Raw genomic sequence first — 25,286 nt, 5'->3', positions numbered from 1 at the left:
TGTGAAACACATCTACCCTATTTATCCCGAAAAAGGAAGAAATTATGCACAAACTTTGGGAGGTTTAGTTTCACGGAGAGGGTATGAAAGTTTAATTGTGAAAATTTGAACAATGTAGTCTTGGAAAAAGGGGGAGTGAGGTTGAGGCATTATGGTGAAGAGGGGGGTGGATGATTTGGTCGGAGGAGGGAGAACGGTGGGAATGGAAAATCATGTCGAGTATATGTAATGGAAGCGAGCAAAAGCAATTCGAAGCGAGCATAAGAGGGATGGAAGTGAGCAAAAAGCGGTTCGAAGCGAGCATAAGAGGGGTGGAAGCGAGCAAAAAGTGGTTCGAAGCGAGCATAAGAGGAATAGAAGCGAGCAAAAGCGGTTCAAAGCGAGCATAAGAGGAATTAAAGCGAGCATAAACAACAAAAAAGCTGAGGGCATGTTAGCTCTCCTCAGCTTTAGGGGAAATCCATTCAGTTTGAAAGCGTGTAAGGGTGTGCTGCCATTCGCCTGGTGAGTCAATGTCGCTTATGACTGCGCTGATTTGGTCTAGATTTGCCATTTTGGCATAGGTGCGAATGCCGATTTTGGAGTGGTCGGCAAGAATGAATGCTTCCTCTGCGTGTTCAATTAATTTTCTCGTGAACAGGGCTTTGTTTGGATCATAACTAGTTGCGCCATGATCGAGTGCTACGCCATCTGTTGCAATAAATGCTTTGTTTACAAAGAAATCCTCCATCATTTTCTCTGCAATTGGACCTGATACCCGTAAATGTTCTGCACTGACTTCACCGCCTATAAAGATAACGCGCGCATCGATTAGCTGTTTTTTTGTATAGTCAATGAGTGTATTAAGAGCAGGAACAGAGCACGTCATAATTGTTAGATTGGTTTTATCGGTTAAGAAAGGAATCATTTGCAGTGGCGTGCTTCCTTCATCAATAACAATGACATCGTGGTCACGCACTTGTTGGGCCGCTAACTTGCCAATCGTCTGCTTTTCTTCCATTCGAATGGAAGAACGTTCATAATGGGGAGGTTCGGTCTGCACCTGTAGTTTAATGGCACCTCCGTAGACTTTCTTTAATTTGCTCTCATGCTCTAAATCATCTAAGTGTCTACGTATCGTTTCAGTAGATACATTTAGTCTCTCGGCTAGTTCACTAACTTTTACTTTCCCTTGTTGTTCTAATAGATGTATTATTTCTCGTTTACGTTCTTCTGCAACTAATGACAAACCAGTTCCTCCTCCAAAACTCTTTCATCCTAGTGATAGTGTAACGTATGAAGCCTACATGATAGTAGGCTACGATACAGTGTATTTCTCTTTTATCTGGTTTACATCTTCGTGGATAGCGATGCTTCTTTTAGTAAGTTCGGTAAAAATATCATTTGGTGAGAATGCGTATTCCGGAATCACGACTCCTGTTTCGTTCACATGTCCTTGAGCAATTAATTCAGCAGCAATAGCCATTGGAATGCCAACGTTTCTCGTGTAGGCACGAAGATTCTCCCATCCTTCCACAGAACCATCTGAAAGAGGATGTGTATGGGTAAGGATGTGCTGCTTTGTATGCTCATCTTTTTGACCAATTACCTCAACATGAAGGGCGTAACCGTATAGGTTTGTAGTTTGTCCTTCTTGAGAATTTCCTAGATAGTCACTAATGCAATCTAGAATTCCAACTTCTTGATTGTTTACTGTAATCGTATCATTTCTAGTAAACCCATACTCATATAAAGCTTTCATCAATCTCATGTTTGGCTCAGGCCATGTACCACGGACTTCTACGAGTTGAAGATCCTTATGTTCTAAGGCCTCAGCAAGTGTAACGGTTTCTGCGTGAGGGATAATATATTGCTCCGTTTTTCCAAAAGGTTCTGGTAGGTCAATCTCTCTTGGACGAGCAAAAGGTGGTACTTGAATAAATTCTCCTTTTTCAAAAACAACACGACTTGGTAAATCAGGATTGTATTCATACGTGGTCGTTTCTGTAATCGATTTTGAAAAGGCAATCGGGCGAAAAGATCCATGGCTAACGCGAATACTCTCGACAGTATCTAGTTGATTCGCTGCATGCATCGCCATCATTTGCGTAACACCAGGGGTCATGCCAAATCCTGCTACACACGTTTTACCATTTTGTTGGAACAAGGCATGAGAAGCGTTCTCTTCCCCAAAACCGTTTAAATTAACACCATGGCAATTCGCTGCTGCAATGCATTTAGTGGATAGACCATTCAACGTTATGGTTGTTCCATCCATCACGATGTCATAGGGCTTCAACTTTTCCACCGTTTTCTCAAAGTCCCTTACATCTACGAATTGGACGTCCACTCGTTCGTCATCTAACCACTCCGCTACTCGTTTAGCTTCTTCCACGTTATAGTCTCCCACTGTTATGTGAGTGAAGGAGCTATATTGAACTAGGTCCAATATAGCTTCTCTTGCAATTTTACCAGCACCACCTAAACAAAAAACTTTCATGATGGCCCCTCCTTACGCAATGGTTTGCTTCCAATACATACTCTGCTCTACAGCTACTAGTAATCGCTCAATATCTTCTATATCAATAACACCGATATTTCCTATTCGAAAGGTTTCTAAGTTTGTCACCTTACCTGGATAAATAACAAAGCCTCGTAGCTTCAATTCTTTATAAAATGTTTCAAAATCAAAGCCCGGATTGTCCGGGTGATAAAAAGGTGTGATGATAGGTGATTGAAGTTCATCAGGAAGAAGAGGCGTAAAGCCTAATTGGCGCATCCCCTCAACAAGTCGACGTTGATTGCTTGTATAGCGATCCTGTCTAGCCTGAATGCCACCTTCTTGTTGCAATTCATCCAAGGCTTGTCGAAATGCTCGGACTGTATGGGTTGGGGAGGTGAATCGCCATTTTCCTTCTTGTTCCTCCATAGTTACCCATTGATCATATAAATCTAGTGATAAGGAGCGGGCTAGTCCTTTACATTTCTCCATGGAAGAGCGCTTAGAGATAACGAACCCGAAGCCTGGAACACCTTGAATACACTTATTTGCACTGCTGATTAGGAAATCGATGTCTAAGTCCTGCATGGAAAACTCAATACCGCCAAAACTACTCATTGCATCAACGATGAATGTTTTGTTATAGGCTTTTACTACGTTACTTACTTCTTTTATAGGATTTAACATGCCTGTTGTGGTTTCACAGTGAACGACAGCAACATGGGTGATGCTAGCATCTTCTTCGAGGCTCTTAGTCAATTCGTTCAAGTCAGGTGGTTCCGTTTCACCACTAGGAAGGCTCGTCCAATCGATTCCTAGTCGATCAGCAATTTTACCAATCCGTTCTCCATAAGCCCCATTCATAAGTACTAGTAGTTTTCCGTCATGAGGGATGGTCGAGCCAATGACGGACTCGACACTAAATGTTCCGCTTCCTTGCATTAAAACAGTCGTGTACAGCTCGGAAGAGACATCCGCAAGATGTAACAATGAATGTCTAATCGATTGTACAATTGATTTATAGTCATCATCCCATGTACACCAGTCAGCTAACATTGTCTCTTTAACAGTTGTTGATGTTGTAAGTGGACCAGGTGTTAGCAACATATATGGGTTTTGGTTGTGTTCATACATATAATTACTCCTTTCTGTGAGGCATTAGAGATGCTTCTAATCGATCTAAAGCCTCGTGTAGCTGTTGTTCCGTAATGGTGAGGGGAGGGCACAATTGCAGTACGTTTCCTTTTGATACTTTAAAACTCAAGCCGAGCTCCAGGCATTTGTACATCATTTCCTCTACTTCTTTTGTCGCTTTTTGCTTCGTGACACGATCTTGAACAAGTTCAACGGCAAATAACAATCCAAGCCCACGAACATCTCCAATGATCTCAAATTGGTTTTTCATGCCTTCTAATCGTTCGCGCATGATGTGCTCAAATGCTTTCGTTTTGCTTAGTAGCTGTTCTTGTTCCATAACCTCTATCGTTGCTAAGGAAGCTGCTGCACCGACAGGGCTTTTTTCATGTGTGAAGTGGCCAAGAGATGTGTCGTGTGCAATATCCAAAGCTTCATCAGCTAGCAAAGCTGCCATCGGAAAAGCTGCACCGCCAAAGCCTTTTCCTAATACGACCATGTCCGGTGTGATGTTGTACTGTTCAAAGGCAAACCAAGTGCCTGTTCTCCCAAATCCAATTGCCGTTTCATCAAATATGAGCTTAACGTTGTAGGTGTTGCATAACTCTCGGATTTTTTCCATAAATGCTTGCGATGGAATTTGGACATCTGTGTTTCGAATGGTTTCCATCACAATGGCTCCAATATCCTCATCTTGAGACAGGATGTATTCGATATAAGAGGCAAGCTGTCGATCATCAAGGCTCGCTCCCTCCCAAAGAGGTCTATATGTTTGAATAGGGGGAACATGAATGACGCCAGGAAGGAGCGGGCCTATTTGTCGACGAAAATGGGCTTCACCTCCAACAGATAAGGCATCCATAGACGCGCCATGGAAGGATTCCCACATGGAAATCGTCTTGTGCTTCCCTGTAGCGATTCGTGCTAGTTTTAAAGCCATACCAATAGCAGATGTTGCACCGGGAGCAAACAAGGATTTAGATAAACTTCCTGGTGCTAACTCAGCTAACTTCTTGGCAAGCTGTATGGCAGGCTTGTTTGTGTAGCGTCTTGTAGAGAAGCTTAGCGTGTCTAGCTGCTTTTTCATGGATTCAATGACATGGGGGTGTTGGAAACCAACTTGATGTACTGCATTTCCATGAAAATCGTACAGTTCTTTCCCTTCTAATGTAGTAATCGTAGCACCTTGCGCTCCTTCTAACACATCAAGGCATGGTGTCGATAAGGACTGGTGTAAAAAGTAAGTTTCATCCTCCTGTAACCAATCTGTTGTATCCTTTTGGTGAGAAGCCATCCAGTGAGAGCGAAGGGGAGACTGGTTAACATCTCCCTCCCCATGACGAACGTGATTAGACATGAGTGCTCACTTCTTCTTGTAAGTGTGTGTTGATTTGATCAATGAGCTCTGGTAATGCTGAGATATCATCAATAACGAAATCAGCTCCAGCTTCATAAAGGGTGTCACGTGCTGACGCCATCTTTTCTTTTAATAGAGATTCATCCATAGTGTTCACATCTTCTTGGGAAAGACCTAGTGTGCTACTGCCTAAAATTGTTCCTACTGTCCACATTCCTGCATGGACACCTTCCTTCATGTCACTTACGGTGTCGCCAACTTTCACCATATGCTTCATAGGGAACACATTTAGTTTCATTGCATTCATATAGCACATCCAAGGGTAAGGGCGTCCTGCAGGTACTTCTGTTGAGGTTACAATCGCGTCAGGTTGGTATCCTTTATTCGAGGCTTCGCGGGCCACGACGTTCATCATTTCCTCTGTGTAGCCAGAAGTGGAGCCAATAGCAATCTGTTTTTCACGTAATGCTTCCATAGTTGTTTGTACATGCGGTAGAGGATCTGCATAGTTATCCAAAATTCGAAATAACATCGGTTCGAAATCTTCATATAAAGCAACGACATCCTGTTCGGTTGGCGCTTTGCCATGAACCGTCTTCCATTCTGCTTTGACACGATCCATTTCACAAATTGCTCGAACATGGTCTATTTTCAGTAACCCCATCGGTGCTCTGGCTTCTTCAAATGTAATTTCTACTCCACGTTGCTTAAAAACTTCCATAAAAACTTGTACTGGGGCAAAGCAACCGTAATCTACTGTTGTACCTGCCCAATCAAAAATAACTCCTTTAATAGTTGGGGTCATGATTAGTCATCCTTTCAGGTTTGGGTTTGTTTCCATGCATTTGTTCTGTTCATTAACTTCTTGGATAGTAACTCATATACAACGCGAACGATGATATTTGTCGCGATAATCAACAGCGACATAGCTGCTGCAGGTGCAATGTCTCCAGCGTCGTCCATATTCACAATGGCAATAGATGCAAGCTTCCAATCAGGCGAATAAAGAAAAACAACTGCTGATATGGTTGTCATGGAGTTCACGAATAAATACATAGCCATTTCTAGAATCGCAGGTAAGGATAATGGAACCGTTACTCTTGAAAATGTTTTATAAAAAGGCACGTTCATTGCTTCTGATACGGATTCAAATTCATCGTCTTGTTTTTTGAGTGATGTATTTGCTGTAATAAAAGCGACTGCATAGAAGTGCACAATGTTTGCTAAAACAAGTATGGCTAGTGATCCGTATAACCATTTAAATGGGTTAGCTATTTCCATGTTGATGAATGGAATGGTAAACGCTTGTTCATTGAAGAAAAAGATAAAGGCTAAACCTATAACAAGTCCGGGTAATGCAATTGGTAATATCGATAAGAAATAAGACACTTTCCGTACCCATTTCAGGTGACGTGATTTTTCTGTCAAGTAAGCTCCTATGAATATAACTGCTGTACCAATGGTTGCGGTTAAGGTGGATACGATTAGACTGTTCCAGTAAGGTTTAAGTCCATCCCCAGCAACACTTCCAAATCCAAAGTTTCGAAGGGTTAAAGAAAAGTCATACGGCCATACTTTCACAAATGCTGCAGCCGCAATAGCTCCGAATAGAAGGAGGACACTAAAGGCGATGGCCGAGCAGTATAGTAAATAAAGCCTGTCTCGTCCTTTGTTTTTCGGTGTTTTGTATGGAACAGCTCTTGAATTAACACCGCCACTTTGCTTGCGTTGGATCGTTTGGTCAACGATAAATGCAATGATGGCAGGTATCGTTAAAATAATGCCGACCGTTGCACCCATTGAAAAATTTTGCTGGCCAATGACTTGCTTGTACACATCTGTTGCCAGTACGTTGTATTGTCCACCAACGACTTTAGGTGCACCGAAGTCTGTAAAGCTCAGCGTGAAGCAAACGAAAAATGCGCTTACTAAACCATATTTAATGCTAGGTAACGTAACTGTCACCAATTTTCTTAGTGTACTTGCCCCAAGTGTGTCAGCAGCTTCATATAAACGTTGATCGGCCGTGGATAGCGCAACTTTTAAAATGAGGAAGGCTTGAGGGAAGGTGAATATTACCTCTGAAATGATAATGCCTTTCATCCCATATAATTCAAAATCGAATTCCTCCCAACCAAACCACTGTTCCGTCAGGCCAAAGAATCCTGTCGTTAGTAGCCCGTTATTTCCTAATAGGTAGATTAGCGCAATCCCATACATCATGGTCGGGGCAAATAAAGGTAACAAACCGATATAGGTGAAAAAGGTTTTTCCTTTCATATGCGTCCTTTCGATTGCATATGCGAATAGGAATGCTGCACTTACTGAAATAATAGTTGTGATGATGGCAATGGTTACCGTATGATAAGCCGATTGAAATAAACTAGGTGATGTAAAATAGGTCGTGAAATTGTCCAGTCCAATGTAAGTCCCACTTTGATCTTGAAGTGCTCGTTTCAGTAATTCGATAATAGGAAATACCATGGAAAAAACCAGGCCCAACATCATCAATATAATGAGTGCTCGATGAACGCGCTCCGTGATACCGGGTTTCTGTGGAACGGTTGGATTCCATTGAACAATTGATTTTATTGCTGAAATCATAATGGATTCCCCTAACTAATTTCTGTTTTCGGACCAGAATGAGAAGTCCCGAAGTATGTCAGTTTATCTTCAGGAAAGGTCATATAAATTTTGTTACTGATTTGTAGGCCCATTTGGTGAACTTCTTCAGCAGAAAGGTCGATTTGGATAAAAGCTTGATCATTCGTTTGATCAAATTGATGTAAAGGAAGTACCATTAACCGGTAGGAAGAGCCACGAAATTCCATATGTTCAATAGTCGCAGGACTTGCATTTTCTTTTTTATCCGTTGCCACCTTAATATGTTCTGGGCGGATAGCTATCGAGTTAGTGGTTGCTACGCCTAGATGCTGATCGATGAAGTTGATTGTTCCAATAAAGTCAGATACAAAAGGTGTTTTTGGTTGATCATAAACTTGTTGGGGCGTACCGGATTGTTCCATTTTCGCATCGTTCATGACAATCATTTGGTCCGCCATTGATAATGCTTCTTCTTGGTCGTGTGTGACCATGATGGTGGTAATACCTAGTCGTTTTTGTAGCTTTTTGATTTCGTTTCGAAGTTGAACTCGTACCTTTGCATCTAATGCAGATAATGGTTCATCCAGTAACAGAAAGTCTGGGGACAGTGCTAATGCTCTAGCTAATGCCACTCGTTGTTGTTGACCTCCGGATAGTTGTGACGGATAACGGTCAGCTATATGCTCAAGATTTACGAGCTTAAGTGTGTCGTAGACTTTTTGTTTCATTTCTTGCCTTGAAGTCTTTTTAGTTTTTAATCCGTAAGCTACGTTCTGGAAGGCTGTTAAATTTGGGAATAACGCATACGATTGAAATACGATACCAAATTTACGTTTGGCAGGTGGTAGCTGTGTAATAGCCTTTCCGTTCATCGTGATGTCTCCACTATTTGGTTGCTCAAGTCCTGCGATAATACGGAGTAAGGTTGTCTTTCCACATCCACTTGGTCCTAGTAAACAAACAAATTCACCTTGTTGGATGGAAAAAGAGATATTTTGAAGAGCAGTATAAGATCCAAACTGCTTGTGTATATCTTGAACGGTCAGATGCTCCATAGATTGACTCGCTCCTTTTTGATTGAGATAATAAGAGTATAAGGGGGAAAGAGCCACCCCTCCCAATTTATTCTTTGGGTGCGCTCTTTCCGTCATAATTTTTGGTCCATTTGTCTAGAATCTCTTGGCGATTTTCAGCAGCCCAATTGAAGTCATTGTCGATTAACTGTTCCGTTGGATCTTCTGGAAAACCTTCAGGTACTGGCTTATCTGTAGGTACCGTTGTAATGGCAAAGTTTTCGCTATATTCCTTCATGGCTTTGTCAGAGATAGCCCAGTCTAAGAACGTCTTCGCTTCGTCCTTTATGTTTTCTTTCTTCACTAGAGCATTCGCTTCTAAATCCCAACCGGAACCTTCTTCAGGGAAAATCGTTTTAATTGGCTCGCCTTTTTCAGCTTGAGTAATCCCACGATATCCAAAGGAAATACCAATCGGATACTCTCCTTGACCAGCTAGTTTAGCGGGCTTAGAACCAGAGTGTGTGTACATACCAACGTTTTTATGAAGCTCGTCCATGTAGTTCCATGCTTTGTCTTCGCCCATTAGTTGCATCATGGCAGACACCGTTAGGAATCCTGTTCCAGATGATGCTGGGTTTGGCATAACAATTAAATCTTTATATTTAGGGTCTAATAAGTCTTCGTAAGATTGAGGAGCTTCTAAGCCCATTTCTTTAAGTTCTACCGTGTTTACTGCAATGCCAGTCATCCATGCATCAATACCAACCCAGTGTGGCTTTTCATTTTGGGTGTCTTTGTATTGAGAGCCAACGCGATCGATGCCTTCCGGTGCATATCCTTCTAGCATTCCTTTTTGATCAGCAACTAATAAACTCGTTGCAGCAAGTCCCCATACAACATCTGCTTTAGGATTGTCTTTTTCAGCTAATAGCTTGGATGTTACAACGCCTGTGGAATCACGAACGATATTTACTTTGATATTTGGATGTTTTTCTTTGAATGAGCTTAGATATGTTTCAATCATGTCATCCTCTAGAGCTGTATAAACGGTAATTTCTTTCTCCTTTGTCTCTGCATTTCCTCCAGAGCAAGCTGCCACAAAAACCAACATTAACGAAACAATAAACAACATTGTTTTTTTCATAATTAAATTCCTCCTCAATATGTTTTATTTACCAGTGAAACCTTTGAATTCCAGTGTTTTGCCTCTATTCTTATGAAAAACCTCCTGTCGTTTGATTCACTTTATACTATAACGATTGTTTGTAAATACCATATTAAGACCAAGTTAATCCTGTGTATTTTTGTGTTTTGTTGTTGTTTATTGTTGTTTTTTGGTTTGTGTTTGCGTGGTTATTTAAAACAAAAGGGTTTTGATATGATAGAAGGGGAATAATGATTAATAGAAATTTCATAACGTGAGGTGTGTGCATGACAAGATATATTCCGTGCTTATTAGTTACCCTGACGCTTGTCTTGGCTGGATGTACAGGAGACGAAGAAGGGGAGCATATAGCGAAAGATGCTGCAGCAAGTGATAGACAAAAGAAGCAAATAAATCAAGAAACAATCGCCAATTTTACCATGGATGCTGAAGTAAGGGGGGCGATGGAGGATATGACGTTAGAGGATATGATTGCTCAAATGATGTACGTGGGGCTAAATGGAACCTCGTTAAGTAAGAAAGGGGAAGAGATGATTTCCTCCCAGCATGTAGGTGGTGTCATTTTGCTGGGGAGAAATGTTACAGGTGATGCACAACTGGATTCATTTGTTTCTTCTATTAAACAGGCGAATCAAGGCTATGGTGTTCCATTATTTGTTGGTGTAGATGAGGAAGGTGGACGTGTTAGTCGTATTCCGAGCGCGCTTAGAAATATCCCTAGCAGTAAACAAATAGGGGATCAGGACAACCCGGAGCTTTCTTTTCAAGTTGGGGAACTTCTTGCTAAGAAAGTGAAACGATATGGTTTTAATATGGATTTCGCACCTGTTTTAGACATTAACAATAATCCAAATAACCCAGTGATAGGGGATCGTTCCTTTGGAGCTAAACCATCGAAAGTATCAGAGTTAGGGATTGCGACGATGAAAGGCATTGCTTCTGAAGGCGTTGTTCCAGTAGTGAAGCATTTCCCAGGTCACGGGGATACGTCGGTAGATTCCCATTTTAATTTGCCGAAAATCAATAAAACGCTTGAGGAGCTCAAGGACTTTGAACTGGTGCCATTTAAGGAAGCAATCGCAGAAGGTGCTGACATGGTGATGGTTGCGCATATTCTTTTTCCTGAACTGGATGAAACCTATCCAGCGACGCTGTCTAAGCCTATTATTACAGGGGTACTACGGGAGGAAATGCAGTTTGATGGAGTAGTGGTTACAGATGATATGACAATGGGTGCCATCTCAAATGAGTACGGGATGGAACAAGCCGCTGTATTATCCATAAAAGCAGGGTCTGATATGGTGATGATCGCTAATCCTCAAGGCGATCAATATGCATCTGTTCAGCAAACCATTAAGCAAGCAGTAGAAGACGGAGAGATTTCTAAGGAATCCATTGAGAAGAGTGTGCAGCGTATCTTAAAGCTTAAACAGAAGTATAAGTTGGATGAGGGAACTAACTCTTCTTTATCTCAGGAGGAGTTGAATGATCAAATTGAGGAGGTAGTGGGGAAAGTGAAATAAAGTGCACTTTTAGGTTGAAGTGTAAAAAACGCTCAGATACAGTTTTGTATCTGAGCGTTTTACTATGATTTATTTATGCTTCTAGTCGATCGAATGTGCGTAATGAGATGAGTGCACCTAAAGTAAGAATGCCACTCCATTCTTTTTTAGCAACTTCCCATGTGTCTAGATACTCTGTCCACTCCCATGTTGGGGCAGAGTGGCCGTTTTCTTCGAGTTTTTCTACAAAGAAATCAAGATTATCTTCCACTTTGAACGAAGGGATGCCGAAATGATTGGCTTCTGGTGTAGCGATGAATTTCAGCGGAAATGGAACGTACTTTTGCCAATTTTCTCGGTCCAGTTTAACGAGTGATTGAACAGCTCTCGTTAGTTGGTTTTCTACCTTTTCTGTTCGTTGGGAAGGAACCATGGCTAACAACCGTAGATAGCAATAGATTTCATGCTCTGATTCAAAGTTCTCCATCTCTAGTAAGTGTTGAACGGCTTGGTCCACCAGTTTTGGCACAGGTAGTACTTGGACATATTCTTCAAATATATGAAGGTAGCCAATAAGCTCTGCGCTTGGATTTCCCCAATTAGCATCTATCCATGTCATCCCATTTTCTCGCACCGTCCACCAAAAAGCGTGAGGATAGTCGTTCGCTTGTTCAGGAACAGCAAGCCATCCTTGTCGTTGTTCGATGAAAGCATATTCGAGATAACGGATTGCTTTTTCAATCATCTCCATTGCCAAGGGATGGTCGGCAAAACGAATTAAATGTTGAAATGCAACAGAGGTTGCCATAGGGGATGAGTGAGGAAGTCGGAAATCAGCTTCCAATCCATTTCCGAACCCTCCATCTTCGTTTTGGAATTGCTGAAGAGCGTGTAGAACGTCCTCAGCTGAACCGTCCTCAAATTCATATGTAAATAGTGCTTGCTCTAAAGGACGACCATTCGACATAATATAAGATCTAGCTTGTTGAAACGCTTCGTTAGATAGAGTTTTCATAATCAACCTCCTTATATTGCTAGTTTATCATAAGGTGCCAGACCCCCGTCACGTTACAGCTTTAGCAAAGTAACAGAGTGGGGGTCAGGCACCTTTAGAACTGCTGTTTTTCTAATGTATATAAAGGTAATTATATATGTACAAGAAAAATAAGAGAAGTGGTAGTTGATTAAGAGGTGTCATCAAAAGGTGCCGTCATCAAATGGTGCCAGACCCTCACTTGAGTAAAGCGTTAATGCGGTAGCATGGCGGGGGTCTGGCACCAAGCAGGAGGGATAGTATGGATGTGCGATTAAAACGGATATATGAGGAAGTTTCTGATCAAGATGGCATGAGGGTTTTGGTTGATGGGATGTGGCCAAGAGGAGTGTCTAAAGAGGCTGCTCAATTAGATGAATGGATGAAGGCTGTCGCACCTAGTGCAGATTTGCGAAAGTGGTTTGGGCATGATCCGGATAAGTTTGCTGACTTCAAGCGTAAATACAAACAAGAAATGCACGAAGATGAGGAGAAGAAGCAAGCGCTTGACCAGTTAAAATCTTACGTGAAACAAAAGAAAGTAACGCTTCTGTTTGCTACAAAGGAAGAGGAGTATAATCATGCGGTTGTTTTAAAAGAAATCCTTACCAAGCAATAGTAGGTGCCAGACCCCCGCTCTGATAATGCTTTAACGCGGTATCGTGGCGGGGGTCAGGCACCGCGATATGCACTGAAATGTATAACGTATTCATTTGCACCAAGTGTAATACTTGGTGCTTTTTTATACGAATTCAAAAAACCCTTACAAAAACAGCGTAATCATAGGGTTCCAAAAATAATTTCAAGAAAATTCTTTTATTTGCATTGTATATAAATTCGTTCTTGTGTATAATAATTCGCAACGAGACAAATCGAAACTTCATTACAATCCGTACAGAATGGAGAAACTAAGGGAGGTTGGCAATTGGAGAATCAAGGTTATCTTTTACTAGAGAATGGAGATGTTTTTGAAGGAACGTTGATAGGGGATGCATCTTCATGTGAAGGAGAAGTCGTCTTTAACACGAGCATGACAGGGTATCAAGAGATTACCACAGACCCTTCCTATGCAGGGCAAATTATCGTTTTTTGTTATCCGCTAATTGGGAACTATGGTGTGAATGATGTAGATGATGAGAGTACCTCCCTTTTTATATCTGGTGTTGTGATCGGTGAGAATTGTGACGCACCGAGTCACTTTCAATCCAATAATACGTTTTCTACTTATCTAGCTACCAAAGGAGTTACTGGGATTAGTGGAATCGATACAAGAACATTGGTGAAAACGATTCGAGATACAGGAACGAAGAAGGGGAAGATTGTAAAACATATCCCAGAGTACTTGGAATGGGAGGCGAAGTCAGATGAAGTACTTGTATCTAACGTATCTGTGAAGGAGCCGTTCACCTATTCCAATGAGGGGCCTCATATTGTACTGATGGATTTTGGCTATAAGCAATCTATTGTGACATATTTACAAAAACAATCATGCAAAGTCACGATCATGCCATACAATTCTTCCTTTGAAGAGGTTCAGCAGTTGAATCCAGATGGGGTGGTAATCAGCAATGGTCCAGGGGATCCTCAATCCTTACAAACCTATCTACCAGAAATGAAAAAGCTAAGTCAGGCATACCCAATCTTTGGCATATGCCTCGGTCATCAATTATTAGCACTTGCCTATGGCGGGTCTACATCTAAATTAAAGTTTGGTCATAGAGGATCCAATCACCCTGTTAAACATATGGAAACAGGCAAAGTTTATATCACATCGCAAAATCACGGATATGAGGTGCAGGCAGAAAGTATGGAAGGCACCCCTTTTATCACGACGTACAAAAATGTAAATGATGGATCTCTCGAAGGGATGAAACACCATACCTTGCCGATTTACTCGGTACAATTTCACCCGGAGGCTCACGCAGGACCGAATGATACAGCGTTTATGTTTCAACAGTTTGTCGAATTGGTAGGTGAACAGTCTTATGCCACTACGTAACGATTTGAAAAAGGTATTAATTGTAGGTTCCGGTCCGATTCAGATTGGGCAAGCGGCGGAGTTTGATTACTCTGGAACGCAGGCGTGTATGGCTTTGAAGGAAGAGGGAATCGAAGTTGTTCTTGTTAATAGTAACCCAGCCACTATCATGACCGACCCTATGATGGCAGATCGTGTCTATATGGAACCTTTAACGGTAGAATCCATTGAACAGATTATCGCTAAAGAGGAGCCTCAAGGGTTAATCGGAACGTTAGGTGGCCAAACGGGGCTGAATTTAACAATTGAACTTGAAGAAAAAGGTGTTTTACAAAAATATGGCGTTGAGCTTCTAGGTACATCCCTGGAATCGATTCAAAAAGGAGAGGACCGGCAGCTATTTCGCCAGCTCATGATTGATATCGAGGAACCGATTCCAGAATCGAAAATGGTGGATAATCAACAAGAAGCGCTCGAGTTTGCGGCAGCTATTCACTATCCAGTCATTGTCCGTCCTGCCTATACACTAGGCGGGGAAGGTGGTGGAGTTGCAAACAATGCAGAAGAACTTCAGGAAATCGCGCGAACAGGACTTCAACTCAGCCCTATCCATCAAATATTAGTCGAGAAAAGCATCCTTGGCTGGAAAGAGCTTGAATATGAAGTGATGCGAGATGCAAATGGAACGGCCACAATCGTTTGTAACATGGAAAATATGGATCCTGTTGGCGTTCACACTGGAGATTCCATCGTCGTAGCTCCTTCACAAACATTAACGGATACGCAATATCAGATGCTTCGTAATGCTTCCGTAAAGGTTATTCAGGCGCTCGACATCGTTGGCGGGTGTAACATTCAGTTTGGTTTAGACCCCTATTCCAATAACTATTATGTTATTGAAGTGAATCCAAGGGTGAGTCGATCATCTGCCTTGGCTTCCAAAGCAACCGGATATCCAATAGCTAGTATGGCAACGAAATGTTCCATCGGCTATCATCTAGATGAAATTGTAAATCCAATCACACAGAAAACCTATGCTGCCTTTGAACCTGCCCTTGATTACGTTGTGGTAAAGCTACCACGTTTTCCGTTTGATAAATTCGTAGAAGGCAATCGACAGTTAGGAACTCAGATGAAGGCGACAGGGGAAGTGATGGCAATTGATCGAACGTTTGAAGGTGCGTTGAATAAAGCTGTTCGGTCGCTGGAAACGAATCAGCTTAGCTTAACCTCCACTTCTTATCAAGATCTTTCTGATGCCGGGTTATCCAATCAACTTCAGCACGCTACAGATGAGCGAATGTTCTTGATTGCAGAAGCGTTTAAGCGAGGCGTTACCGTCGACCAGGTTCAACAGCTGACGTATATCGATCCATGGTTTTTAGAAAAAATCGCCAATATCGTCCAGCTTGAAGGAAAGTTGAAAAATCAAACTTTATTTTCCATCGCACAAATCAAAAAAGCAAAGTCCTTCAATATCAGTGATGCATTTCTTGCTTCCTGTCTCAACATGAGCCTGCCTCTTTTCCGGGAGTACAAACAAGAATCAGGCTTAACTGTCTCCTATAAGCAAGTTGATACATGTGCAGGGGAATTTGAAGCGGTCACTCCTTACTATTACTCTACTTGGAATGGCCAGGATGAAGTTGAACAAGTAGACGGGGAGAAAGTATTGGTTGTCGGCTCTGGCCCAATTCGAATCGGGCAAGGAGTGGAATTCGATTACTGCTCGGTGCACGCAACGATGGCATTGAAAGAAAAAGGATACACAGCAGTTGTGATCAACAATAACCCTGAAACGGTTAGTACAGATTATACAATGGCCGACCGTCTTTATTTTGAACCACTTGCTCTAGAAGATGTCCTTGCTGTTATTGAAAAAGAAGGCATTGAGAAAGTGTTGATTCAATTTGGTGGGCAGACTGCTATTAATCTAGCGAATGGTTTACAAGAAAATGGCGTCCAGATTCTCGGTACCTCTGTTGAGGATATTGAAAAAGTAGAAGACCGTGACGCTTTTTATAACACATTGAAGGAGCTCGATATTCCGTATATTAAAGGAACGATTGCAAATAAATTGACTGATTTACAAAACGTATCAGACGAAGTGTCCTTTCCAGTCATTGTTCGTCCATCCCACGTAATAGGTGGTCAATCCATGTTTCTAATCAGTAGTAAGGAAGAGCTAGAAACCCACTCAAAACAATGGAAGGCAGCACAAAAGAATATGTGGCCTCTTGTTATTGATGAATATATAAAAGGCAAGGAATGTGAAGTGGACGCTATTTGTGATGGAGACGATATTCTTATTCCAGGCATCATGGAGCACATGGAACGAGCGGGAGTCCATTCAGGTGATAGCACATCCGTTTATCCTCCTATTACTCTGACCAACGAGCAACAAGAAACAATCGTCTCCTATACGAAAAAGCTAGCCAAAGCCATGAACGCAACCGGAATGATTAACATTCAGTTCGTCATAGAAGGAGATGAGGTCTACGTCTTAGAAGTGAATCCTCGTTCCTCGAGAACGGTTCCGGTTATGAGTAAGGTAACGTCGGTACCAATGATTGAATTAGCCGTATTCACTCAAATTGGCTATAAACTGAAGGATTCAACCTACGGAACAGGACTGCTAGAAGAAGTCCCATTCTATACCGTGAAGGCACCAGCTTTTTCAGACAATAAATTAAATGATGTAGACCACGCACTAGGACCTGAGATGAAATCGACAGGTGAAGTTCTTGGTTTATCGACTGATCTAACGGAAGCCATTCAAAAAGCCTGGTATTTGACCAATATCCAAATGCCAATGAACATACTATGCTCCATCAATGAGTCGGAAAAGCATGCAGCCATCCCAATCCTTACGAACATGATAGAAAAAGGAATGCATGTATATGCAACGCCGAATACAGCGGCATTTTTAACTCAAGAAGGTCTGAACGTGGAGGTAGTTGAGAAAAACCTCGACCAAATGGAAGAGATGATTTCAAACGAACAGATCCACGCATTGCTCTGTACGCCAACACAAGGTAGGAAAAAGCAACGATTCGGTTATCAGCTGAGAGCATTAGCTACACGCTATCGCTTACCAAGCTTTACGCATCTTGATACGTTTAAACTGGTAAACTATTTACTCGATCAAGATAAGGATCTCGCTGTGGCAACGGTAGAAGATTTACAGAAAAACGGTTCATCTGTTCATGTCTAGGAAATTATTAAATTCAATGCTTGTGAATAACTGAAAAAGTGAAGTAGCCACGTCCAGCTCCAGCGCCCAGCGACTAGCAAACTTCCTGCACCTCCTTACGATAAGTCAACATCGAATCGCTAACGCTCTTCGTGTTTCCTTTATCTCATACGGAGCCGTCCAGTTTGTACGTCGCTACCCGGGCGCTTGCGCTTTTGTTCAATCCATTACTATGTAAAGAAGGGAAGATTATCATGAGCTCAACCCAAACCTCTCCATCGCTTTCTGAAAAAGGCATAAACGAGAACCACTTTTTAACCATTGGCGAATGGTCTATTCAAACAATTGAACACGTATTAGAGCAAGCTCAAGTTTTAAAAGATAAACAGCAAAACGGAATCCTCCAAACAGATTTACAAGGAAAAATTCTCGGTATGATTTTTGAAAAGTCTTCCACACGTACTCGTGTATCTTTCGAGGCTGGGATGCTGCAGTTAGGTGGAGATGCCATTAACTTAAAATCAGATGACCTGCAACTGGGACGCGGCGAGACGGTAGAAGATACTGCCAAGGTATTATCCCAATATGTAGACGTACTCATGATTCGTACATTTGCGCATGAGACGATTGAAACATTTGCGGAAGCGGCTGATATACCTGTCATTAATGGATTGACAGACCTCCATCACCCAACCCAGGTCATGGCTGATTTACTGACGATTAAAGAGAAAAAAGGTGCGCTAGCTGGTGTGAAGGTAGCGTATGTAGGAGACGGCAACAACATGGCTCATTCTTTTATTGAAGCAGCCGCTAAAATGGGGATGCATTTATCCATAGCTGCTCCTTCTGGTTATGAGCCGGATGAATCCATTGTAAAAGAGGGCAAAGCTCTAGCAGAACAAACAGGCGGATCGATTACCATCACAAATGATGCAAAAGAGGCAGCGAATGGTGCGGATGTCATTACGACAGATGTTTGGGCTAGCATGGGGCAGGAGGAAGAGCAACAAGAACGCTTGGATGTTTTCTCAAGCTTTCAAGTGAATGAAGAATTATGTGCCAATGCGAAAGAAGATTATATGTTTATGCACTGTTTACCAGCTCACCGTGGCGAGGAAGTAACGGCAGATATTATTGATGGAGCGCATTCTGTTGTGTTTGACGAGGCGCAGAATCGCCTTCACGCACAAAAAGCCATCTTGAATTATCTCCTACTAGGGCAGTGAGTTTTGTTGAGAATGTATAAAAATACTTTATTTTAAATAAAAATTCGGAAAAGGAGCGATCGATATGAGTAACGGCAAAATTGTTTTAGCGTATTCTGGGGGCTTAGATACATCTATCTCCGTAAAATGGATTCAAGAGAAGTACGGCTACGAGGTCATTGCTGTAGGCTTGGATGTGGGAGAAGGAAAAGACCTTCAAACGATTAAAGACAAGGCTTTAGAGGTAGGTGCTTCCAAGGCATACGTCATTAATGGAAAAGAAGAGCTGGCGGAAGAGTATCTGTTACCAGCTTTAAAAGCAAATACATTATATGAAGGAAAATATCCACTTTCCTCTGCGTTGTCTCGTCCGCTTATCTCGAAATTGTTGGTCGATATAGCTGAAAAAGAAGGCGCTGTAGCCGTTGCTCATGGTTGTACTGGAAAAGGAAACGACCAGGTACGCTTCGAATTGTCCATTCAAGCACTGAATCCTGACCTGAAAGTAGTGGCTCCAGTTCGTGAATGGGGAATGACGAGAGACGAGCAATTGAAATATGCCCAAGAAAAAGGCATTCCGGTACCCGTAAATGAAGAGAATCCTTTCTCCATTGATGCAAATATCTGGGGGCGTGCTTGTGAAGCAGGCGTCCTTGAAGATACTTGGGCCGAAGCACCAGAAGCAGCATTTGATTGGACGAATCCCATTTCCGAAACACCAGATGAACCCCAGTATCTGGAGATTGATTTTGAACAAGGACGTCCCGTTGCTTTGAACGGAGAACAGAAGGACCTTGTTTCGTTAATTGAACAATTGAATCAAATTGGTGGGCTACATGGTGTTGGTCGTATTGATCACGTTGAAAATCGTTTAGTCGGGATTAAATCAAGAGAAGTATACGAGAATCCAGCTGCCCTAATTTTGATTCAAGCACACAAAGAGCTGGAATTTCTTACTCATACGCGTGAAGTTTCACAGTTCAAAACGTCGGTCGATCAACAATTGGCAAAGCTGATCTATGACGGGTTGTGGTTCTCGCCATTGAAATCAGCACTAGAGGCGTTTATCGATGATACGCAAAAAATGGTTTCCGGGAAAATCCGCGTCAAGCTGCATAAAGGTCATTATAGTGTTGTTGGACGTCAATCTGAATACTCCCTATATAACGAAGAACTTGCTACGTATATGAAGGGGGACATGTTTGACCATGAAGCAGCGGAAGGATTTATTAAACTTTGGGGACTACCAACAAAAGTACACGCAGAAGTCCACAATAAACCAAAAGTCACCCAGCCATAAGGAGGTGGATGCTGATGTCGAAATTATGGGGCGGACGTTTTACGAAACAAACGAATGAACTGGTGGAAGAGTTTACGGCTTCGATTTCGTTCGATAAGGAGTTTGCGGAAGAAGATGTGGAGGGGAGCCTTGCCCACGTTATCATGCTCGGGGAATGTGGTGTCCTGACAGAAGAAGAGGTTACCCAAATCCAGTCAGGCCTTATAACGGTACTCAATAAAATCAAGAATGACACATTTGAGTACTCTGTTGCTGATGAAGATATTCACATGAATATTGAACGTGCATTAATAGAGGAAATTGGTCCTGTTGGTGGAAAGCTGCATACAGGCAGAAGCCGAAATGACCAAATTGCTACAGATATGCATCTCTATCTCGAGCGGAAGACAAAGCATTTCATCTCCTTGATAGAACAGGTGCAGCAATCTATATTGGAGCAAGCGGCAGATAATGTCGATACAATTTTACCAGGGTACACGCATCTGCAAAGGGCTCAACCCATCTCATTCGCTCATCATTTAATGGCTTACTTTTGGATGCTGGAGCGGGATAAAAGCCGGTTCGAAGACAGCTTAAAACGCATCAGCATCTCCCCACTTGGTGCGGGGGCTCTGGCTGGAACGACTTTTTCCATCGACCGAAGTCGTACAGCAGAAATACTAGGGTTTATGGATGTATATCCTAATAGTCTTGATGCCGTAAGTGATCGGGATTTCATTTTAGAATTTCTATCGATTGCATCTACATTTATGATGCATGTGTCTCGGTTATCCGAAGAGCTTGTCATCTGGAGTAGCCAGGAATTTCAATACATTGAACTGGATGACTCCTTCTGCACTGGTTCGAGTATCATGCCGCAAAAGAAAAATCCAGACGTACCTGAGTTGCTTCGCGCTAAGACAGGACGGGTAAATGGGAATCTGTTTGGACTTCTTACCGTATTGAAGAGCCTGCCGCTTGCGTATAACAAAGATATGCAAGAGGATAAAGAGGGCATGCTCGACACAGTGAAGACATTGGATGGTACATTGAAGTTGTTGGCTCCAATGATCGAAACGATGGTCGTAAAGAAAGAGAACATGAAAAAGTCCGTTCAGCATGATTACTCCAACGCCACAGATATTGCGGACTACTTGGTGAATCAAGGTTCAACCTTCAGAGAAGCCCATGAAGTGATTGGGAAGATTGTGCTGTACGGCATCGAGAATCAGAAATATTTACTCGATTTAACGATGGAGGAATACAAGCAATTTAGCCCACTATTTGAAGAGGATATATACGAACTCTTAAAGCCGCAATCAGTTATGAACGCAAGGAATAGTTATGGCGGTACATCGGAACAACAGGTGCGGAACCAAATCGAATATGGTAAAACATTTATACAAACGTAAGCGGAATCATTTCGCTTACGTTTTTTTTATTGTTTTTTATTGGTGCCAGACCCCCGCTATGATAGTGCTGTACCGTGGTAGAGGGGTGGGGGTCTGGCACCAACATAAAAAAATTCTCAAAAAATGTGATCCAAAGTCTATTTCCATTCGATAGCTTAATAGAAAACATCATAATGGTTTAGTAATTTATTTACGGGCATGAAAAAGAAGCAATGGGTAAATAAAACTATACTTACTAGGCCGTTATGGACATGTGCTGTTTAGCAGACATAGGTACAAAAACTAAAAGGAGGTTTTTTTGAATGAATGTAAAAAAGGCATTTGTAGCGATTCCAATGAGTGTCGCACTATTGGTACCATCAACAGCTGGTATCGTATCAGCGGACGATCACATGAATATGAAGCCGAAGGTGGACACGCCTGCGGTAGAACTACGAGCGAATTTAGATCAGCTTTTCTCTGAACACGTTTACTTGGCTATGACAGCAATGAGAAAAGGTGCAGCTCAAGAACCTGATTTCAACCAGGCAGTAGCAGCACTGAAAGCGAACACGGACGATCTTACGGCAGCTATTGAAAGCGTTTATGGCGAGAAAGCTGGAGATCAGTTTCATGAATTCTGGAGTAACCATATCGGTTTCTTCGTAGACTATGTAAATGCAACAGCTGAAAATGATGAAGAAGCGAAACAAGAAGCGTTAGATAACCTAGCAAACTATAAAGAAGAATTCTCTTCTTTCCTTTCTGAAGCAACAAACAATCAATTAAAATCTGACAATCTAGCAGAAGGTCTTCAGATGCACATCAACCAGCTAATTACTGGATTTGATGCCTTCGTAAATGAAAACTACGATAAAGCATACGATGCTCAAAGTAATGCAATGGAGCATATGTATAATCCGAGTAAAGGGTTATCCAGTGCCATCGTAAATCAATTCCCAGAGAAATTCGATAACACGAAAGCTGTTACAAAAGCAGCAAATCTGCGTTCTGACTTAAACTTCCTATTCTCTGAGCACTTTGCACTTGCGCAACAAGCAATGCAAAATGGCATTCAGGGCGCACCAGAATATGATGCAAGCGTAGAACAGTTAAACGAGAACACAGAGGAACTTTCTGCTACAATTGGTTCTGTTTATGGCGATGAAGCTGAGAAGCAATTCAAGGAGCTATGGAGCAGCCACATTGGTTTCTTCGTGGACTACGTGAAAGCGACAGGGAACGAAGACATGGAAGCGAAAGAAGAAGCGCTTAATAACCTTGATCAATATCGTGAAGACTTCTCTAAATTCATGAGCAATGCAACAGAAGGCAAAGTACCTTCTAGTGGACTTGCAAAAGGTCTAGAAACTCACGTTGGACAACTTACAGGTACATTTGATGAATATGTAGAGGGTGACTATGAGCAAGCTTGGGATATTGCCCGTTCTGGTTATGAGCATATGTTCACGCCAGCGAAGCTATTTAGTGGAGCAATCGCTTCTCAATTCCCAGAGAAATTCTCTGAAGAAGATATGAAAGAAGAAGACATGTTTGAAGACGTACCAATGGATCATTGGGCTTCTGACTATATCTACGGCCTAGCTGACAAAGGTATTGTTGTTGGTATGCCAGATAACATGTACATGCCTGAGGAATCTGTTACACGTGGCCAGTTCACAGCACTACTTGTACGTGCCCTTGGTCTTGAAACAGACGCTGAGCTTCCGTTCACAGACGTTTCTGATACGTTTGCAGCAGAAGTAGCTGCAGCTTATGATGCTGGTATTACAGAAGGTATGACAGAAACCATGTTTGCACCAAACGAAACAATTACTCGTGAACAAATGGCAGCAATGCTAATCCGTGCTTACAATGCAACAGGCGGAGAGCATAATGACAATGTTGCAGACATGATGTACAATGACGAAGACATGATCAGCCCACAGTTTGATCATTATGTAGACCACGCTGCTGACTTAGAGCTAATGGTTGGTAACGGTGGCGGAGACTTCAATCCGAAAGCGGACGCTAACCGTGCACAAGCATCTAAAGTAATCTATCTAATGTGGAAACTTAAACAATAATAGTTAGAATGATAGAGCCTGATATCTCCTTGTAGATATCAGGCTTTTTATATAAACACGTGAGGCAACAATTGATTTGTCTCTCTCGTTAATTGGGAATCCATAGTTTTGTTAAGTCAAAATGACCAAAGGATTGAAACTCTACGTTTTGAATAAGGGGATGAAATGTACGTGTTTTAACAGGATGGTGCTGAAAGATTAGTAGGTTATGATTCCTAATATAAGCTTCTACTCTAGCCATGATAGCTTCCCGTGCGCTTGCATCCATCTGTTTTTTAAGTTCTTCTAGTTCAGCATCAATCCATGTTAACGCGTTTTCCGGGAACATGCGTCGGAATAGAAGTGTGTCATTGTAAAAGGCACCTAAGAACGATAAGTGTGGATCGAGAGAGGAGACTTCTCCCATAAAAATAAGATCAATCATTGGATCCATGTTTTTTTCATAAAAATCCTTGAATGTAAAGGGATGCAGTTCAAAGGAAATTCCGTATTTTCGCGCTTCATCCGCAAACCAGTCTACTTCTCTCTTCGCACGTTCAAAGTTGAGATGATAGAGACGAAGTGTTTCCCCTTTATACCCTGCTTTTTTTAGGAGATGTGGGATGCGCTGAGAATCTTTAGGTAAGTGTTCGGATCTGTGAGCCATGAAACTACTAGCTTCCACCCAATTCTCCCATTGTAAGGCCTTCGCCATCTTGTTCATGTCTAATAAATGAAAAATAGCCTCCCGAAAATCCGGTTGCTGAACGATGTTATCCTGCTGAAAATTAAAAGTGAGAAACCGAAATCCTGTTTCGATTTCATGCTTGCTCTGCGGTTCACTTAGGTCAGGACTGTCTATCGTAAAATTAACTACATCAGCTACTTCCGGAGAAACTTTATAAAAATGGACCTCATCTAAAAGGGGACGCTCTTTGAAGTAACTATCGAAAGCTTCGAGGACAAGTTTGTGCTCCGTACGCTCTTTCATAAAGAATGGTCCAGTGCCAATCCATTCGTACTCATCAAAAGGAGTGTCTGCAGGTAAAATACATAGATTGGAAGATGCCATGTATCTCGCAAAAAAGGGGTTGGGCTTCGATAACGTAATGACGATTTTATATGGTCCTTGGCATTCTATGTTCACAATTTCTTGCGTCATCCAGGAAGTAGAAATAGGTCCTTGCTGCACCCGAATCAGCGTGGCTTCCACATCGCGACTCGTCAATTCTTCACGATGGTGAAACTGTACGCTTTTTCGCAAGTGAAAAGTCCACACCTGATACGTTTCGTCTACTTCATAGCGATGGGCAATATGCGGACGTATAACATCATGCTGGGCATCATATGTCAAAAGGGCATCACCTAATTGCTCAAGCAGATGCGCCTCAAACGATATAGCTACACGTAACGGATCTAGCGTCATCACATCTCTTGTAATAAAAGCATGCAATATATCTTTGGAAGCTGTATCTGATTGGTAGCCAAACATTTTCCGTATATCAGAAGAAGACTTGGCAATCCATGATTTGGGGATTGGGAGCCTTAATAATTGTGCAGCTTTGTCGAGCTGATCATAGTGTAGACAGTTTTTTACGTAGTGGTCTACTTCACTTTGAAAAGGTGATAGAAACTGTAGTGTGGAAGGATTGCCTCTCCCTCTCCCGGGTTGATAGACCAACCTTTCTTGTGCTTCTAACTCATGTAGGATTCGTTTTACATTTTTTGTCGAGCAATACCAAATGTCTTCAAGTTCTTGAAGTTTAAACGTACATATTTGATTATGTTCTCGTTCATAAAGATGCGCGCGCATGGTGAAGTAGCGTTGATCAAGCATTTGAGAAACCTCCATAAGAAAAGCTCAGGGCGCCTTGGTCACCCCCG

The 25,286-nt window shown here is 42.0% G+C and carries 19 protein-coding genes; 9 read left to right on the top strand and 10 right to left on the bottom strand.

From position 1 onward, the window contains the following. Positions 1-170: 170 nt before the first annotated feature. Entirely contained in the window at positions 171-389 is a 219-nt protein-coding gene (locus N782_RS04800) for a hypothetical protein (RefSeq protein ID WP_036816810.1), read from the top strand. A 44-nt stretch (positions 390-433) separates the two neighbouring features. Here the strand turns inward: N782_RS04800 and N782_RS04795 are convergent, their stop codons facing one another. From N782_RS04795 to N782_RS04760, 8 genes are all read right to left on the bottom strand, one after another. After that, on the bottom strand, positions 434-1,228 hold the full coding sequence (locus tag N782_RS04795) for a DeoR/GlpR family DNA-binding transcription regulator (protein ID WP_036816807.1): 795 nt from the start codon (positions 1,226-1,228) through the stop codon (positions 434-436). 69 nt (positions 1,229-1,297) lie between these two features. Continuing rightward, the gene (locus N782_RS04790; RefSeq protein ID WP_036816805.1) at positions 1,298-2,479 is read right to left on the bottom strand and encodes a saccharopine dehydrogenase family protein; all 1,182 of its coding nucleotides are present in this window, start codon (positions 2,477-2,479) and stop codon (positions 1,298-1,300) included. Positions 2,480-2,491: 12 nt separating this feature from the next. After that, positions 2,492-3,613 (bottom strand): 2-aminoethylphosphonate--pyruvate transaminase, encoded by a 1,122-nt coding sequence (gene phnW / locus N782_RS04785; protein WP_036816802.1) that lies wholly within the window; start codon positions 3,611-3,613, stop codon positions 2,492-2,494. Positions 3,614-3,617: 4 nt separating this feature from the next. Continuing rightward, positions 3,618-4,970, bottom strand: coding sequence for a (R)-1-hydroxy-2-aminoethylphosphonate ammonia-lyase (gene pbfA / locus N782_RS04780; protein ID WP_036816800.1), 1,353 nt, complete (start codon positions 4,968-4,970; stop codon positions 3,618-3,620). Then, entirely contained in the window at positions 4,963-5,775 is an 813-nt protein-coding gene (phnX, locus tag N782_RS04775; protein ID WP_036816798.1) for a phosphonoacetaldehyde hydrolase, read from the bottom strand. The genes pbfA and phnX overlap by 8 nt, the downstream gene beginning before the upstream one ends. 14 nt (positions 5,776-5,789) lie before the next feature. Further along, entirely contained in the window at positions 5,790-7,574 is a 1,785-nt protein-coding gene (locus N782_RS04770) for a putative 2-aminoethylphosphonate ABC transporter permease subunit (RefSeq protein ID WP_052111179.1), read from the bottom strand. An 11-nt stretch (positions 7,575-7,585) separates the two neighbouring features. Further along, positions 7,586-8,629, bottom strand: coding sequence for a putative 2-aminoethylphosphonate ABC transporter ATP-binding protein (locus tag N782_RS04765; RefSeq protein WP_036816795.1), 1,044 nt, complete (start codon positions 8,627-8,629; stop codon positions 7,586-7,588). A gap of 67 nt (positions 8,630-8,696) precedes the next feature. Beyond that, positions 8,697-9,734: a putative 2-aminoethylphosphonate ABC transporter substrate-binding protein gene (locus N782_RS04760; protein WP_036816793.1), complete on the bottom strand. Its 1,038-nt coding sequence runs from the start codon at positions 9,732-9,734 to the stop codon at positions 8,697-8,699. Positions 9,735-10,021: 287 nt separating this feature from the next. Between N782_RS04760 and nagZ the strand changes: the two genes are divergently transcribed. Next, positions 10,022-11,278 carry a beta-N-acetylhexosaminidase gene (gene nagZ, locus N782_RS04755; RefSeq protein WP_036816792.1) on the top strand — a complete coding sequence of 419 codons (1,257 nt, stop codon included), beginning with the start codon at positions 10,022-10,024 and terminating at the stop codon, positions 11,276-11,278. Positions 11,279-11,351: 73 nt separating this feature from the next. Here nagZ and N782_RS04750 read toward each other — a convergent pair whose 3' ends face one another. After that, entirely contained in the window at positions 11,352-12,272 is a 921-nt protein-coding gene (locus N782_RS04750; RefSeq protein ID WP_036816791.1) for a hypothetical protein, read from the bottom strand. A gap of 280 nt (positions 12,273-12,552) precedes the next feature. Between N782_RS04750 and N782_RS04745 the strand changes: the two genes are divergently transcribed. From N782_RS04745 to N782_RS04715, 7 genes are all read left to right on the top strand, one after another. Then, positions 12,553-12,909, top strand: coding sequence for a DUF488 domain-containing protein (locus N782_RS04745; protein WP_036816790.1), 357 nt, complete (start codon positions 12,553-12,555; stop codon positions 12,907-12,909). Positions 12,910-13,215: 306 nt separating this feature from the next. Continuing rightward, the gene (locus tag N782_RS04740) at positions 13,216-14,289 is read left to right on the top strand and encodes a carbamoyl phosphate synthase small subunit (RefSeq protein ID WP_036816788.1); all 1,074 of its coding nucleotides are present in this window, start codon (positions 13,216-13,218) and stop codon (positions 14,287-14,289) included. Continuing rightward, positions 14,276-17,482 carry a carbamoyl-phosphate synthase (glutamine-hydrolyzing) large subunit gene (carB, locus tag N782_RS04735; protein WP_036816782.1) on the top strand — a complete coding sequence of 1,069 codons (3,207 nt, stop codon included), beginning with the start codon at positions 14,276-14,278 and terminating at the stop codon, positions 17,480-17,482. The genes N782_RS04740 and carB overlap by 14 nt, the downstream gene beginning before the upstream one ends. Positions 17,483-17,715: 233 nt before the next feature. Next, the gene (argF, locus tag N782_RS04730; protein WP_036816780.1) at positions 17,716-18,687 is read left to right on the top strand and encodes an ornithine carbamoyltransferase; all 972 of its coding nucleotides are present in this window, start codon (positions 17,716-17,718) and stop codon (positions 18,685-18,687) included. A gap of 64 nt (positions 18,688-18,751) precedes the next feature. Then, positions 18,752-19,966: an argininosuccinate synthase gene (locus tag N782_RS04725; RefSeq protein ID WP_036816778.1), complete on the top strand. Its 1,215-nt coding sequence runs from the start codon at positions 18,752-18,754 to the stop codon at positions 19,964-19,966. A gap of 14 nt (positions 19,967-19,980) precedes the next feature. Continuing rightward, a complete protein-coding gene (gene argH / locus N782_RS04720; RefSeq protein WP_036816776.1) occupies positions 19,981-21,357 on the top strand; it encodes an argininosuccinate lyase in 1,377 nt (458 codons plus the stop codon). 302 nt (positions 21,358-21,659) lie between these two features. Then, the gene (locus tag N782_RS04715) at positions 21,660-23,423 is read left to right on the top strand and encodes an S-layer homology domain-containing protein (protein WP_052111178.1); all 1,764 of its coding nucleotides are present in this window, start codon (positions 21,660-21,662) and stop codon (positions 23,421-23,423) included. Between the two features lie 88 nt (positions 23,424-23,511). On the opposite strand, the gene N782_RS04710 is transcribed toward N782_RS04715, so the two are convergent. Then, the gene (locus N782_RS04710) at positions 23,512-25,239 is read right to left on the bottom strand and encodes an ABC transporter substrate-binding protein (RefSeq protein WP_052111177.1); all 1,728 of its coding nucleotides are present in this window, start codon (positions 25,237-25,239) and stop codon (positions 23,512-23,514) included. Positions 25,240-25,286: the final 47 nt, after the last annotated feature.

The organism is Pontibacillus yanchengensis Y32, from assembly GCF_000770635.1.
In the GTDB taxonomy this organism is placed as follows: Bacteria; Bacillota; Bacilli; order Bacillales; family BH030062; genus Pontibacillus; species Pontibacillus yanchengensis.
The sequence above is the reverse complement of the archived record's forward strand: the minus strand, read 5'-3'. Positions and strand labels throughout refer to the sequence as shown.